General features: G+C 32.1%; 13 protein-coding genes and 1 tRNA gene. 3 read left to right on the forward strand and 11 right to left on the reverse strand.

Annotation, left to right across the window (positions count from 1 at the left end; all coding sequences use genetic code 11):
• Positions 1-44: 44 nt before the first annotated feature.
• From rsmA to N1F78_RS05340, 8 genes are all read right to left on the reverse strand, one after another.
• Positions 45-839: a 16S rRNA (adenine(1518)-N(6)/adenine(1519)-N(6))-dimethyltransferase RsmA gene (gene rsmA, locus N1F78_RS05305; RefSeq protein WP_406685145.1), complete on the reverse strand. Its 795-nt coding sequence runs from the start codon at positions 837-839 to the stop codon at positions 45-47.
• Between the two features lie 16 nt (positions 840-855).
• Entirely contained in the window at positions 856-1,287 is a 432-nt protein-coding gene (locus N1F78_RS05310) for a GNAT family N-acetyltransferase (RefSeq protein ID WP_406685146.1), read from the reverse strand.
• Between the two features lie 35 nt (positions 1,288-1,322).
• Complete coding sequence (locus N1F78_RS05315) at positions 1,323-1,652, reverse strand: DUF4286 family protein (protein WP_406685147.1); 330 nt, start codon at positions 1,650-1,652, stop codon at positions 1,323-1,325.
• Complete coding sequence (locus N1F78_RS05320; protein WP_406685148.1) at positions 1,649-2,164, reverse strand: GNAT family N-acetyltransferase; 516 nt, start codon at positions 2,162-2,164, stop codon at positions 1,649-1,651. The genes N1F78_RS05315 and N1F78_RS05320 overlap by 4 nt, the downstream gene beginning before the upstream one ends.
• Positions 2,165-2,167: 3 nt before the next feature.
• Positions 2,168-3,943 (reverse strand): tetratricopeptide repeat protein, encoded by a 1,776-nt coding sequence (locus N1F78_RS05325; RefSeq protein ID WP_406685149.1) that lies wholly within the window; start codon positions 3,941-3,943, stop codon positions 2,168-2,170.
• Positions 3,944-4,452: 509 nt separating this feature from the next.
• Entirely contained in the window at positions 4,453-5,724 is a 1,272-nt protein-coding gene (gene serS, locus N1F78_RS05330) for a serine--tRNA ligase (RefSeq protein WP_406685150.1), read from the reverse strand.
• Positions 5,725-5,933: 209 nt separating this feature from the next.
• Positions 5,934-7,244 carry an HTTM domain-containing protein gene (locus N1F78_RS05335; RefSeq protein ID WP_406685151.1) on the reverse strand — a complete coding sequence of 437 codons (1,311 nt, stop codon included), beginning with the start codon at positions 7,242-7,244 and terminating at the stop codon, positions 5,934-5,936.
• A complete protein-coding gene (locus N1F78_RS05340; protein WP_406685152.1) occupies positions 7,237-8,172 on the reverse strand; it encodes a bifunctional riboflavin kinase/FAD synthetase in 936 nt (311 codons plus the stop codon). The genes N1F78_RS05335 and N1F78_RS05340 overlap by 8 nt, the downstream gene beginning before the upstream one ends.
• A gap of 81 nt (positions 8,173-8,253) precedes the next feature.
• On the opposite strand from N1F78_RS05340, the gene N1F78_RS05345 reads away from it, so the two are divergent.
• Positions 8,254-11,682: a reprolysin-like metallopeptidase gene (locus N1F78_RS05345; protein WP_406685153.1), complete on the forward strand. Its 3,429-nt coding sequence runs from the start codon at positions 8,254-8,256 to the stop codon at positions 11,680-11,682.
• Positions 11,683-11,706: 24 nt separating this feature from the next.
• On the opposite strand, the gene pth is transcribed toward N1F78_RS05345, so the two are convergent.
• The 3 genes from pth to N1F78_RS05360 all read right to left on the reverse strand — a co-directional run bounded on the left by pth (position 11,707) and on the right by N1F78_RS05360 (position 14,018).
• Entirely contained in the window at positions 11,707-12,342 is a 636-nt protein-coding gene (gene pth / locus N1F78_RS05350; RefSeq protein WP_406685154.1) for an aminoacyl-tRNA hydrolase, read from the reverse strand.
• A gap of 79 nt (positions 12,343-12,421) precedes the next feature.
• Positions 12,422-13,051, reverse strand: coding sequence for a 50S ribosomal protein L25/general stress protein Ctc (locus tag N1F78_RS05355; RefSeq protein ID WP_406685155.1), 630 nt, complete (start codon positions 13,049-13,051; stop codon positions 12,422-12,424).
• Positions 13,052-13,076: 25 nt separating this feature from the next.
• A complete protein-coding gene (locus N1F78_RS05360; RefSeq protein WP_406685156.1) occupies positions 13,077-14,018 on the reverse strand; it encodes a ribose-phosphate pyrophosphokinase in 942 nt (313 codons plus the stop codon).
• A gap of 146 nt (positions 14,019-14,164) precedes the next feature.
• On the opposite strand from N1F78_RS05360, the gene N1F78_RS05365 reads away from it, so the two are divergent.
• Together N1F78_RS05365 and N1F78_RS05370 are read left to right on the forward strand one after the other, a co-directional pair.
• Positions 14,165-14,246 (forward strand) — tRNA-Leu (locus tag N1F78_RS05365).
• A 313-nt stretch (positions 14,247-14,559) separates the two neighbouring features.
• The gene (locus N1F78_RS05370) at positions 14,560-16,044 is read left to right on the forward strand and encodes a xylulokinase (RefSeq protein ID WP_406685157.1); all 1,485 of its coding nucleotides are present in this window, start codon (positions 14,560-14,562) and stop codon (positions 16,042-16,044) included.
• Position 16,045: the final 1 nt, after the last annotated feature.

The following is a 16,045-nucleotide window of genomic DNA, read 5'->3' on the forward strand; positions in this document are numbered from 1 at the left end:
TTTCTCGTGGCTTAGCTCTGTCTAAATGACAAAGACAATTAAATTTAAATATCGTTTTCAATTAATGCCGTAAGTTCTATAAACTCTTGAACGTTTAATTGTTCTGGACGCTTGCCAAATATACTATTTGCTTTTAAATTATCTGACAAATTGAATGTTTTTAAACTGTTACGAAGTGTTTTTCTGCGTTGTTGAAACCCTTGTTTTACCACTTTAAAGAATAATTTTTCGTCACAAGGTAATGTGTAGTCCTCTTTTCTGGTTAATCTTAAAACACCAGAATCTACTTTTGGAGGTGGATTAAAAACAGATGGTGGCACTGTAAATAAATACTCCGCATCATAAAATGCTTGGGTCAATACCGAGAGAATCCCATAAACTTTGCTTCCTTCTTTTGAACAAATACGCTGCGCTACTTCTTTTTGAAACATACCAGTAAACTCAGGTATTTGATTACGCATTTCTAAAGTTTTAAATACAATTTGAGTTGATATGTTATATGGGAAATTACCGGTTATAGCAAAGGGGTCTTCATTAAAAACTTTGGTTAAATCAAACTTTAAGAAATCTCGTTCTATGATTCTTGGAGCCAAATTCAAATAATTAACTTGAAGATATTCAACCGATTCTGTATCAATTTCAATGACGTAAGTTTCAACATCTTTTTCTAAAAGATATTTGGTTAATACACCCATACCAGGGCCAATTTCTAAAATCTTTTTATAACCACTCAAGGTGAGTGTATCCCCAATTTTTCTAGCAATATTTTCATCTTTTAAGAAATGCTGTCCTAAATGTTTTTTTGCCTTTACTTGATGTTGATTTGAATTGCTAGCCACAAGTTATTGATTCAATTTATTTGTTATTAAAGTATCTATATACATTGGTAACCCGTTTTTTAAAACCTAATTTTTGATATAAATTATTAGCAGCAATTCTCTCTGGGCTTGATGTTAAATCAATTTTATCTATTCCTCTTTTAATGGCATAATCTATGGCAAATTGAGTTAAACTTTTGCCAACGCCTTTACCTCTTACAGAATTATCTACAACCACATCTTCTATCCATGCCTTTTCTCCGGTAGGTATTTTATTGAATACCAAAGTTAAAGTTCCTATAATCGCATTTCCTTCTTCAGCAATAAAAAGTTTTGTATTGTTGGAATTCACAATAGTTTCTAAATCTATTCTTGATGGTAATGCACTTGAAGGAGAGAGCATCGGAATTAAATTTGTGAAAGCATCTAAAATTTGGCTATTTACGCTTTCCAATTCTCTTATTTTCATACGGTCTAGATTATGATTAAAATAGAATTCTCCCTTTAATTAGGGTTAACATTTACAAAATACTCATCTATTAATTCTAACTCTGTTCTAAAAGCCAGCATTTTATCGGCAAATCTTTTTAAAGCATCAGCTCTCAAGTTTTCGGCATCCTCTCTATAATAGGCATCAAGCGCTTCTCTTGAATATGCCCTATACTGAATGGAATACGTTATACCACCCATATCTTCTTCAACCAACACCCTTGTTAATGTAGCTTTGTCAAATTTACCTGTTCCTAAAACTTGCGGAATATGATCTCTAATCCATGTTAACCATTCCTCATGAATAGATTCATCAATATTTGCTGTTACGTTGTATATTATCATGCTCTTAAAGTTTTTGCAAATAACATGAGTTCTTCGTCATCTTCAAAAGGTTTTATACTTTTTTCAAAAGTAAAACCCAATTTCTCCAATAATTTAATTGAATTAAAATTATAAGATACTGTTATTGCCTGAAGTTTATCAATCTTAAAAGTTTCCTTGGCCAATTTTATAATTTCTACTGATGATTCATAACCAAATCCTTTACCTTCATACTCAGGAAGAAATGCAAAACCAATATCTACATATTCTAATTCATCTCGCTTAACTAAACCACAAGAACCAATTGGTTTGAGTTTTTCTTCTTTTAATAACATTTTATAAAAACCGAACCCCATGGTCATATAACTTTTGAAATGTGAATTCTGAATATATACCTCGGCGTCCTTTATAGTTTTTATATTTCTATCTCCAATATACTTCAACCAATTAGGGGTATTAACCAAAGTTTTTATAAACGGGGCATCTTCCAAAGTGAATTTTTCAAATATAAGACGATTTGTTTCTGCAATCATATATTAATTAATTGCATCACCTCTTAAAGCTCTATAGCGTTTCCTTGCTTCCACGAAAAAAATACTATCTGCATGATTAAAAATAATCTGCTCATATGATTCCTTAGCCTTATCTGGTTGATCTAGTTGTTGCTCATATAACAGCCCTAAATTAAAATAGGCATCATCTACTAATATACCATCTCTAAAATTTGAGATGATTTTTTTATAGTTTTCACTGGCTTTTTCCAACTGATGTTTTTCTTGGTATAATAGTGCCTGCTTATATAATGCTTGAGCTACGATAGGTTCCATTTTATGTTCTTCTAAAACTTTAGTAAGTACAGAAATGGCTTCGTTAGTTTTATTTTGAAAAGCTAACAAATCGGCCTTTGAATATAACTTTAATGCAGTTTGTAAAGAGTCTTCATACTTATTATCTGTTATAAGAAGTTTTAAATACAACGCATCATTGGCAATAAGTTGAGATGTTGAGGATTTTAAAATATTGAGTTGTGATTCTGCCCATTGAAAATCACCTTTATAATAACTGGTTTTAGCCACTCTAAACCTAGCTTCTTGAGAAATAGTACTATTCTTCAAGTTACGCTGAATTTGTGTATAATAAATAAGTGCCTGATTAAATTTTTTCTGTAACACAAGAATGTCTCCAAGTTCTAACTTAACACGGGCTTTCTGTAATTCTGATAAAGGTAATTGCAATGTTTTCTCTAAATACTTTGTAGCCTCTTTAGTTTTATCCGTATAGAAGGCTAAAAAATGACCGTAGGCAATTTGTAATTCTAAGGTTTGAGAAAAAGCCCCAAATTCTTCAAAAAGATTTTGATACTTTTCTTCAATTAAGCGGTAATCTTCTTTAGGGCATTCTTTAGTTTCTAGCTGAATTAAATTATAATGTGAGCTAAGTTTTGTCTCTAAATCTTGAGCTGTATTAATAAGGTAATTAAATATTTCTTTGGCAATGCCATTCTTATTTTCATCAACCGCCACAATTGCTAGTTCTTGTATTCTATTTAAGCTTTCGGGCTGCCTATTATATATGGCCTTTTCTTGAACAAATGCTTTTTTCAAATCTTTTTGCTGAATAAATAACCAGCTTAACATTTGATTCCATAGCAAATTTGGCTCTTGCTGTAATTTTTTTAATAAAATTTTTCTGAATATTATATTATTCTCACCTTCCTCATTATCACTCAAAAACTCATTAATTCTTCGTTTAATATCTCCCAAAACTCCAGGATTATACTGTGCAAAATCCAAATAGCTATTAAACATTTTTTCAACATGTCCTTGTTCACCATACAACTGCGCTAATTGGATATTAAAATTAAAATCAGAATTAAGACTCATTGCCTTTTCATAAGCAAGAACCGCTTCATTTAAAAGTGAATGCTTTTGAAAAGCTCGTGCTATTGCAAAAACAAATGTTGGTCTTAAACTAATATTATTAAGTGCCTTCTTATAACAAAGATTTGCGTTTTCTAAATCATTTTTAAGCTGATAATTAAAGCCCAATTCAACCAAGTAAGGAGCAAATTCCTTGTAAGAAGTTAACTTTAGTAAAAATTCTTCAGCTTCGTTATAACGTTCTAATTGCTGATAACTACCAATTAACTGATTAATATAATTTGTATTAGACGGACTTTTTGCATTCAGTTTTTTATATTCATGAAGTGCTTTTTCATAATCACCCTTCTTAAAATAGTCCATTGCCAAATTTGCGTCTTGAGCAAATAAGTTAAATGATACTATAAGACATAAAGCAAAAAGAAATTTCATACTGTAAATATAATAAATGTGCTTAGTAGACTTTCTAAATAATATAATAAAAAAATGCCCGAAATAAATCCGGGCATTCTAACCAACCAAAAATAAATGTCCTATTAAACTACCGTTAAAATAAAAACGATTGAATTAATTAGATTTGGGACACTTGTATTTAAAAGAAAATTTGATTAGGAAATTATATTTCTTTTACAAAATTAATCCCTATTTACTCACTATAGCTGTTGAGTTATTTTCGGATTTCACAATTTGAAAATCTGAAAATAACACTTTACCAGCAAAAAAAACGAGAGCAATTAATATAACTAGGCGTTTTATATTTTTCATGGTTAGTAGGTTTCATAGATTTGGTATAGCTAACATCCAAAATAAAACCTAAAACACAAAAAAAACAGTTTAAAAATCGTTGAACAACATATTAAAAATGTATTTCATCGATTAAAAAAACAATACCCCTCAAGCTTTGTAAGGTATTATTTTCAATTTAAATTTTTTTGAAAACCTTAATTTATAATTTTAAAACCTGTATAAGGTTGTAAAATTTCAGGTACTAAAATACCTTCTTTAGTTTGGTAATTCTCCAAAATTCCAGCCAAAACTCTTGGTAAGGCTAATGAGCTTCCATTAAGGGTGTGAGCCAATTCATTTTTACCCTTATTGTTCTTAAAACGAAGTTTTAATCTATTGGCTTGAAAGGTTTCAAAATTAGAAACCGAAGATATTTCTAACCACCTGTCTTGAGCTGTTGAAAACACTTCAAAATCATACGTTAACGCAGAGGTAAATCCTAAATCCCCACCACAAAGTTTTAATATTCTATATGGCAATTTTAATTCTTGAAGAATAGACTTAACATGAGAAACCATATTATCTAAAGCCTCATAAGATTTGGTTGGATGCTCTACCCTAATAATTTCTACTTTATCAAACTGGTGCAATCTATTTAGTCCTCTTACATGAGCTCCATAGCTACCAGCTTCTCTTCTAAAACAAGGTGTATAACCCGTAATAGCCACTGGTAATTCAGATTCATTAAGAACTGTATTTCTAAAAATATTTGTTCCTGGAACTTCAGCAGTTGGTATTAAATACAAATTATCTCCAGTAACATGATACATCTGTCCTTCTTTATCTGGTAATTGCCCCGTACCTAATCCAGAAGCTTCATTAACTAAATGAGGTAATTGAAATTCAGTATATCCAGCTTCAGTGTTTTTATCTAAAAAATAACTTATTAATGCACGTTGTAATCTAGCTCCCTTGCCTTTATAAACAGGGAATCCTGCACCTGTGATTTTGTTTCCTAATTCAAAATCAATAATATCATATTTTTTAGCCAACTCCCAATGCGGTAAAGCACCCTCTTCTAAAACAGGAATATCTCCTTCTCTATAAACTTCTTCGTTATCATCTTCTGTATTTCCTGCAGGCACAACAGCGTTAGGAACATTTGGTATTTTATACAAAAGTTCATTTAACGCATTGGCTTTATTATTTAGATCATCTGTTAACTTCTTCGAAGTTTCCTTTAAATCACCTGTTTTTGCCTTTATTAGATTAGCCTTTTCAACTTCACCAGACTTAAATAACATGCCTATTTCTTTTGACAGTGCATTTGATTCAGCCAAAACGTTATCTAGTTCTGTTTGAATTCGCCTGCGATCTTCATCAAAAGCAATTACTTGGTTAATATCTTCAGTAGCGTCAATATTTCGTTTAGCCAACCTTTCTATAACCAAATCCTTGTTGTCTCTAATAAAAGGTACTTGTAACATGTCTTAAAAATTTGAGCGACAAAAGTACATGATTTTTTTCATTTTTATGTTTCCTAAAAAACCCAAATGAAATAAAAAAATGGGTTACCAAAGCCATGCTCAGGGCATATTGAAGAATGGTTCTTAAAATGAAGCTAATTTTCGTATTTATAAAAATAAAAATTAGTTCTTCATTGAGGAAGTTTTAGGAAATTACTTAAAAATTAGTCCTAGTTTGAAGGTAAAATCCAGTTACTATGTTTAAACATTTCCCAATCTAAACTTGCTAAATCAATTTCCGGGTTTATTAATTGCTTAAAAGGTTTTCTATTAACCCTTACTTTACTTGCTACAAATACCGCAACGTCTTGCCCATCTTCTTGATACCTCTTTTTTAAATGTTGCGCAAACTGCCAAATAAAATCTGGTTTTGAACTTACATTGTGCTTTTGTTTTTTAGTTAAGTAATGGTCTAAATTAATTACCGTTTGTTCTCCCGTTTCTTTATTTTTTACTTTAAAAGTTGTAATTCCTCCTCTTGTTCTCAGCATCATTCTCCATGAAAGCCTGTGACCCTCTTCAGTCCATAACACATCATCTTCAAGAATATGATGACGCAATGGTAATGCTATTTGACTTAAAAAATAAATACCAAAAACAACAATAAGAGGGTTTTTATAGATGGGGATAATTACTTCGTTAACATTATAAAATGGTTTCTTTTTTAGAAATAAATTCCGAATAGTTTCTGGCTCAAAAAAGAACAATGAAAATGCTAAAGACAGATAAGGGAATATACCTATTTGAAAAACAACCGAATTAAATAGATGAAAAAATATTGATACAAAAAAAGCATACTTTCTAGTTGGTTTGAACAATAATAACGGAATAATCAACCCGTCAAAAATAATACCTCCGTAGGTTAAAGCATAATGAAACCATTTTTGTTGAAGCAATTCACCTACTAAAAAATAATCGGCTTTAGGTCTCATTAGTATTTCTATGACAGATGTATCTAACCAATCTGGGTATAATTTGGCTATTGAAGCAAATGTATAAACAATTAAAAGCTGTAGCACAAACACCCATTTACACCATAATGGCATGGAATAACTTTTTAAGTCCGGGTTTTGTTTTACATCAATTGAAGCATACCTGTTTGCAGGTAAAAGCACCATAATAGCACTTAATAACATCAATAAATAGTAGTGGTTGTTATATGATGATTTTTGCATTAGGTAAGTTGCAGACCACAAAAGTGTAAAGGCTAACATACTAAAGCGGTATTTGTACCCAATCATTATGAACAATCCGAAAACCCCCATAATGAAATAATAAAAATACATACCATAACCTGGAAGTGGTTGCAACCACTCAAAACCAATAAACGAAAACGTAAACTTAGGTTCTATTAAAGTAGTATTTACCCAACCAGTGAAAATGGCTCCAACCGATTCTAAAAAACATAGAAGCCCAAAAATAATACGGAAAACAACAAGCGAAGCATTATCAATATGTCTAAACAACAATTTGTTAATCATGATGGTTAGCTATAAAAGCAAGTGCTTTTTCTTTATCTTTATTCAATTGCCTTTTTAAGGCATTAACAGATTCAAACTTTTCCTCGTCTCTTATTCGTTTTAAAAGTTCTATATGAATAATTTCACCATAAATATTCTGATCAAAATTAAAAAAATGAACTTCTATAGTTTGCTTTTCGCCATTTACTGTGGGGTTCATTCCAATATTCATCATACCATAAACAGTAGCTCCTGAAATAACCGCTTTTACAATATACGCACCTTGCTTAGGAATTAATTTATAATCTTCTGCAATGTTAATATTGGCTGTTGGGTAATTTAATTGCCTACCTAAACCTTTTCCTTTAGTAACAGAACCTATCAGCATAAAATTATACCCTAAAAATGCATTAGCTTTTGTTATATCGCCTTCAATTAGAGCAGTTCTAATTTTTGTTGAGCTTACAGCAACATCATCAATGTCCTGAGCAGATATTTCTTCTACCTCAAAACCATAAATATCCCCGTACTTTCTAAGATCTTCAATATCCGCATTTCTATTACGCCCGAATCTATGATCATAACCAATAATTACCTTTTTTGCTTTAAGCTTCTCAACCAAAAGTTCCTTTACAAAATCTTCAGCGGTCAATCTTGAAAAATCTTTTGTAAACTCTTTTATAAGCAAATAATCAAGCCCTACAGATTCTAATATACTGCGTCGTTCATCAATGGTATTGATAAGCTTTATATTAGAGTCTTTTTGAAGAACCATTCGTGGATGTGGAAAAAAAGTAAGAATTACAGATTTTAACCCTTCCAATTTACCAGTATTTACAAGCCTTTCTATAATTTTTCTATGACCAATGTGTACGCCATCAAAAGTACCAATAGTTACTACTGTTGATTTAACAGATTTATATTTTGTAATGTTTTTTACACTACCCATTTAACGCACTAAATTGTTAAATTAATTTAAAAAAGTTAGATTTGTTAGGAAAACGAAAAAGAAATTGCCCCGAAAATCTTTATGAAAACAAAACTACATTATGTTTTTTCAATTGCAATGCTTTTAACAGCATTTTCGTCTTTTACCCAAAACACAACGTGGATTAAGGTAAATACCATTGAAAATAATGGAGAATTATCTAAGCTTGAAATAGATGAAACAAGAATTCATTTATTCAAAATTAACAAATCTGATTTTAGTAAAAAAACCGCAAAAGCCACTTTACGAAACTCTAGCCAAAAAAGTGAGAATACTATAATTACACTTCCTGGATTAAATGGCAATATTGAACAATTTAAAATTTACGAAGCTCCTGTATTTGCACCTGAATTAGCTAAAAAATTCCCTGAAATTAAATCATATATTGGATACAGTTTAGAACATCAAGGAGCTAAATTAAGAATGAGTGTTTCTCCAGAAGGAGTTCAAACCATGATAACGTACTTAGACAAACCTGCTGTATTTATGCAACCCCTTGAACAGGGTTCTATTAACTACGTTTTATATGATAAGAGTGCCCGCAACAAAGGCAGCAAATTAGAATGCAAAACAGTAGATGAACTTAATAAGGTTTTAAAAAACAACAACTTATCTTTAAAGGTTGATGAAGGCGGAGCAAACAACCAAATCTTGCAAAAATTTAGAATAGCTATTTCGGTCACAGGAGAATATACTAATTTTCATGGCGGAACCGTGGCTGGTGCATTAGCTGGAATAAACGCAACCTTAAACAGAGTAAATGAGGTTTTTGAAACGGATATGGCTGTTACATTTGAGTTAATAGCGAATAATAATCTTATAATTTATACTGATCCTGGAAGTGACCCTTATTCAGAAGCAGTGACAGGCTCTGAAGGAGCTTGGTCTGATGAAGTACAAGCTACTTTAACCAGTGTTATAGGTGAAAGCAATTATGACATAGGCCACCTTTTTGGGGCTTCTGGTGGAGGTGGTAATGCAGCTTGTATAGGATGTGTTTGCAATAATAATTCTAAAGGAAGTGCATATACCTCTCCTTCAAATAGTATTCCTCAAGGTGATTTATTTGATATTGATTATGTAGCTCATGAAATTGGTCATCAAATGGGGGCTAATCATACCTGGGCTTTTGAAAGCGAAGGAACCGGTGTTAACTCAGAACCAGGTAGTGGCACAACTATTATGGCTTATGCCGGACTTGAGGGCTCAAATAATGTTGAGCTTAATGGTGACGATTATTTTCATTACCACAGTATTAAACAAATATTAGACAACTTAACTTCTAAAAGTTGCCAAACCACAGAAACCATTACAAACAATCCGCCCAGTGCCGATGCGGGTTCTGATTATAATATACCCAAAGGCACTCCCTATGTTCTAAGAGGTTCTGCAACAGACATAGACAGTAGTGATAATCTATCATATTGTTGGGAGCAAATAGATAGTGGTATAACCAACTTCTTAAATTTTGGTCCAACTCTAACTTCAGGCTCAATGAATAGGTCTTTGCCGCCTTCTAGTTCTTCAGATAGATTTATACCAAATTTTGTTAGTGTACTTGAGGGTAACATTGAACAAACAAATCCTACATTAGGAAGTGATTGGGAAACTGTATCCTCTGTTGGCAGATCACTTAACTGGGCTCTTACCGTAAGAGACAGATCTCCTAGTTCTTCAACTGGTGGGCAATCAAGTTACGATACTATGCAAATTATTGTTGAAGATGTTACTCCTTTTTCTATAGACAATCCAGTTTCTTGGGCACAAGGGAGCAATCAAACTATTACTTGGGTGGTTGGAGAAACCACAAATGCTTCTATTAATTGTCAAACTGTTAACATTCTTTTATCTACAGATGGTGGCGCTACATTTTCAACCACTATAGCATCAAACACACCTAATGATGGTTCTTTTACTTATACAGTTCCGGCAATAGCAGATACGGATCAAGCTAGATTGCTAATAGAAGCAGCTGACAACATTTTTTATGATGTTTCCGACTTTGATTTTTCTATTTCCGCAGACCCAGATTTCTTTGTTGTAAATGAAACCTTATCACCAATTAATTGTGGGGAAAGTACAGTAACATTTGAATTTGATTATGTTGCCTCAAATGGGTTTGCTGAAACAACTACTTTTAACGCATCAGGTAACCCTATGGGCTCAACTATACAATTTTCTCCGGCAAGTATGACAGCTTCAGGTATAGTTACAATGACTATTTCTAATCTTGATAACGTTTCACAAAATGATTATACCATTACAGTTATAGGAACTTCAGCGTCAATCACAAAAAACAAAAATATTGATTTCCCGTTTTATAACGGTGTTTGTTTATCAGTAGCTAATACCACATACCAAACTAGCACAACCTTAGTTCAATTTAATACTATTTCTCAGTCTTCAGCGAAACCTTCTGGGTATAGCGATTATACTTCCGTTTCAACAATGGTGGAACGAAATATTTCATACGATTTAATAGTGCAAGTGAATACCGATGGAAACTATACCACCAATACAAAAGTATGGATAGATTGGAACCAAAACTGTAGCTTTGATGATGCCGGTGAAGAATATAATTTAGGGGATGCAAATAATGTTTCTAATGGAGCTACTACAAATTCAACTTTCAATGTTACAGTACCAGCTAATGCTGTTTCAGGAAATACAATTATGAGAGTATCAACTAAGTTTAAAGATGATGGTTTAGTAACGTCTTGTGAAAATGGTTTTGACGGTGAAGTTGAAGATTATACCTTAAATGTTCTACCTAGTTCAGACTTTGACACCTCCATTACTATGGTGGAATTAAACACTATAAATAATGTTAGCAGTAAAACTTCTGATTATTCTGATTATTCATCAATTTCAACAGATGTTCATAGAGATAATAATTATGATTTAAGTGTTAATGTAAGTACGGAAGGCAATTTTACAAGTACTACTATGGTTTGGATTGATTGGAACCAAAACTCAATATTTACTGATGAAGGTGAAGCCTATATTTTGGGAGAAGCCACTAATGCTTCTAACACCCCAACAAATAATTCACCGCTTTCTATTTATATTCCTATAGATGCCGTTCTGGGATATACAATTATGAGAGTTGTAACAGGTTATGATAATGGTGCGGAATTAGTCCCTTCCACCAATGGAGGAGACGGTGAAGTTGAAGATTATTCTATAAATATTTTGCCTTCTGAAAATATTGAAAGGTTTGGTTTTGAAAATTTTATGGTTTACCCAAATCCTAACGAGGGTGAGTTTACAATAAAGCTTGATGGTTCATTAACTCGAAGTATATTTTTAGAATTTTTTGATGCTAGGGGTAGGTTACTTTTCAGTGATAGTTTTAACGCTACTGGTGATTTTAATGAAGAAATAAAATTGAACTTTCTTCAATCTGGTATGTATATTTTGAATATTAGTGATGGCTTAAGGAAATCTACAAAAAAAGTAATTATAAAATAAAAACAAGCCTTTTACTAGATGCTTTTATTTACCATTAAAGGTATTCATAGTATTACTAACTCCTGCCAGTCCAAATGATTTTATTAGTTCTATAGATTTATCAAATCTTTCAGGAAGTTTTTCTTCTTCTTCCTTATTCCATTCTCCTAGAACATAATCAACTTGTCTACCTTTACTAAAGGTATCACTTATACCAAACCTAAAACGATTGTATTTAGAAGAACTAAGCTTATCTTGAATATCTTTTAAACCATTATGCCCGCCATCACTGCCTTTAGTCTTTAATCTTATACTTCCAAAAGGCAAATTTAAATCATCTGTTATTATCAATAAGTTTTCTAAAGGAATCTTTTCTTTAGTTAACCAATATAAAACTGATTTACCGCTTAAATTCATAAAGTTGCTTGGTTTTAAAAGAATAAAAGTTCTTCCTTTTAACTTATAGGTTGTTACATCTCCTAATTTTTGAGTATCAAACGTTAATTCTTCCTTTTGGGCAAAATAATCTAGTATTTTAAATCCAATATTATGACGTGTGTTTTCGTACTTCTCGCCAATATTTCCTAAACCAACAATTAGAAACTTTTTCATAGGGTTTTCTTCTTCAACTTTAAAAGATTCAGTTCTTTTATTAAACAAACTCCAAATAAACTTGCACATTGCATGACTCAATTTGTGTAAAAATAAAAAAGCATCCTGAATAACACAGGATGCTCTTAATATTTAACCTAGAATATATCTATTCTTGAGCTGCTTCTGCTGCTGGAGCTTCTGCTCCTTCTGCTACTGCCTCTTCATCTTCATCTTCATCGTCAACTACAGCTGTTCTTGAAGTTCTAACTTGAGCCACAACATTATTATCTGGGTGTAAAATAGTGTACTTATCATTTTGTAAGTCTCCTACATTAATTTTATCTCCAATTTTTAATGGTGTAATATCTACTTCAATAAAATCTGGTAAATTAGCAGGTAATGCCTTAACACGTAATTTTCTGTATGGTCTTCTTAATACACCTCCGTTTTTAACACCTTTTGAGTTACCCACAACGTTGATAGGTATATTTAAAGAAATTTCTTTGTCTTCAAATAATTGATAGAAATCTATGTGTAAGATTCTATCTGTAACTGGATGAAATTGAATATCCTGTAATACAGCATTAAAAGTTTCACCACCTTCTAAAGTAATTACAACTGTATGCGCATTAGGCGTATAAACCAGTTTAGAGAAGGCTAATTCAGGTGCTGAGAAATGCACTGGGTTATCTCCTCCGTATAATACGCAAGGAACCTGACCAGCATTACGTAAGGCTTTTGTTGCTTTTTTGCCTACGCTTTCTCTTTGAGATCCGTTGATTGTAATTGATTTCATTTTTCTATTTATATTAATTATTAATTTACATTACAAATTTAGAACTTATAGAATTATTATTATGTACGCGCTCCATCACCTCTGCAAATAAATCTGCACAACTTAAAACCTTAAGTTTCTTACTTTCTTGAGAAAGTGGAATGGAATCGGTTATTATAAGTTCTTCTAATTTTGAGTTTTCTAAATTATCATAAGCTTTGCCAGATAATATTGGGTGTGTACAAATAGCTCTTACACTTAATGCCCCACGTTCCATCATCAAATCTGCTGCCTTAGTTAGTGTTCCTGCAGTATCAACCATGTCATCTACAAGTACCACATTTTTACCCTCAACATTACCAATTAATTCCATATGAGAAATTATATTGGCTTTTGCACGTTGCTTATAACAGATTACAACATCACTTTCTAAAGCTTTAGCATAAGCATAAGCTCTTTTAGAACCTCCCATATCTGGAGAAGCAATAGTCAAATTGTCAAGATTCAAACTTTTTAGATAGGGTAAGAAAATAGTTGAAGCAAATAAATGATCAACTGGTTTTTCAAAAAATCCTTGGATTTGATCTGCGTGTAAATCCATAGTAATTATTCGAGTTGCCCCTGCAGCTTCCAACATCTTAGCTACTAATTTAGCAGCTATTGGTACTCTAGGTTTGTCTTTTCTATCTTGTCTTGCCCAACCAAAATATGGTAAAACAGCCGTAATATGTCTTGCCGAAGCACGTTTAGCTGCATCTATCATTAACAACATTTCCATTAAATTTTCAGGACCAGGATTAGTAGACCCTATAATGAAAATTCTAGTACCTCGAATAGATTCTTCATAAGATGGTTGAAACTCACCATCACTATAAGTTGATGTAATTACATTACCCAATTCTGCACCAAAAGCTTTGGCTATTTTTTCACCAAGTTCTTTACTCTGTGTACATGCAAAAATTTTGGCTTCTGTAATTACAATTGGCATAGTTAACTTGTTGTTTTTGAGAGCGCAAACACTCCGTTAATTTTAACGAGGTGCAAATTTATGCAATTATTTTAACCTAAAAAGTATATTGCCTAGTATTTTTGTGATTATTCTAGTAAAAATATATATTTTTGCTGTCCTGAAACGCTCAAGTGGCGGAATTGGTAGACGCGCTGGATTCAAAATCCAGTTTCTTCGGAAGTGTGGGTTCGATTCCCACCTTGAGTACAAAAACCTTCAATTGACATAATTGAAGGTTTTTTTCTTTTAAAATCCTTAAAACTTACTTAAAGGTTTAAGTAAGTTTTAGGCTCAGTTAGTTTTTTTGAATTGAACCTTTCAAACAAACTATTTTTACTAAGCCTTTTAACCAATACTCTTATAATTTTTCTTCTTTATTTCAGTTTCTTAAATTTAAAAACCTCCTACAAACTCTTTATCTTTTACATGTAAATTAGTTAGAATTAGATACTTTTAATCCTAGAACCAATTTCATTTGAAACTATTAAATGGTTTCAATCACCAACTAAACTTTTAAAATTTGTACTACCTAGGATTAGATATAGGAAGTTCCTCCGTAAAAGTGGCCCTTGTAAATGCAGGATCTGGGGAGAATATTTTGAGCCTAAACGAACCCACTAAAGAAATGGAAATTTTAGCCCTTCAAAATGATTGGGCAGAACAAGACCCTAACCTTTGGTGGACATATGTCTGTAAAGCTATAAAAAGAATTTTAGCAGAAACAAATGCCGATGCCTCTAAAATTATGGGTATTGGTATTTCATATCAAATGCATGGATTAGTTATTATTGATAAAAATGGTAATCCCATACGTAATTCCATTATTTGGTGTGATAGTAGAGCTGTAACTATTGGAGAAGAAGCGCATCAAGTTTTAGGTGAAGACTTTTGTTCTGAACATTTACTAAACTCTCCAGGAAATTTTACAGCTTCCAAATTAAAATGGGTAAAGGATAATGAGCCTGAGATTTACAATAAGGTTTACAAATATATGCTACCTGGAGATTACATTGCTTATAAATTAACGGGTGAAATCACTACGACCAAAAACGGGTTATCTGAAGGGATTCTTTGGGATTATAAAAACGATGCCTTGGCAGAATCTTTATTGAATCATTATGGTATTGACAAAGATTTAACACCAACTATTGTCGATAATTTTACCAATCAAGGGGTTACTAATAAAAAAACATTTGAAGAAACTGGAATTCCTTCCGGTGTTCCTGTTACATATAGGGCAGGAGACCAACCAAATAATGCTTTGTCTTTAAATATTTTTAATCATGGTGAAGTAGCTGCTACTGGTGGAACATCAGGCGTAGTTTATGCGGTGACCAATACATTAAAATCAAAAGAATCTTCAAGAATTAATCATTTTATTCATGTAAACTATACACCCAATAACACAACCGTTGGTAAGTTACTTTGTATTAACAGTTGCGGAATTATGTATCGTTGGTTAAAAGACAATATTGGTATAGACTCTTATGAAGCCATGAATAATAAAGCTGCTGAGGTTCCAATTGGTTCAGATGGTGTAGCTATTATTCCTTTCGGAAATGGTGCTGAACGTATGCTAAACAGTAAGAATATTGGGGCTCACTTTTTAAACTTCAATTTAAATCTTCATAACAATGCGCATTTATGTAGAGCTGCACTGGAAGGAATAGCTTTCGCCTTTGTTTACGGCATGGAAATTTTAAAGAATGACAATGCCGAAATTAATGTGATAAGGGCTGGAAACGATAATTTATTTCGTGCAGAAATCTTTTCTAATACGGTGGCAACTCTTATTGGTCACGAAATTGAAATTTATAACACTACTGGTGCTGTGGGTGCCGCAAGAGCTGCTGGATTAACTGATGGTGATTTTAAGAAATTTGGGGATACCATCACCAAAAATGATCACGTTATGACCTTTATGCCACTTCAAAATAAAGAGCCTTATCAAGCAGCTTATTTAAGCTGGAAAAAAGAATTAGAAATTATATTAAACAATAAATAAT

This window comes from Seonamhaeicola sp. MEBiC01930 (assembly GCF_045277075.1).
Classification (GTDB): domain Bacteria; phylum Bacteroidota; class Bacteroidia; order Flavobacteriales; family Flavobacteriaceae; genus Seonamhaeicola.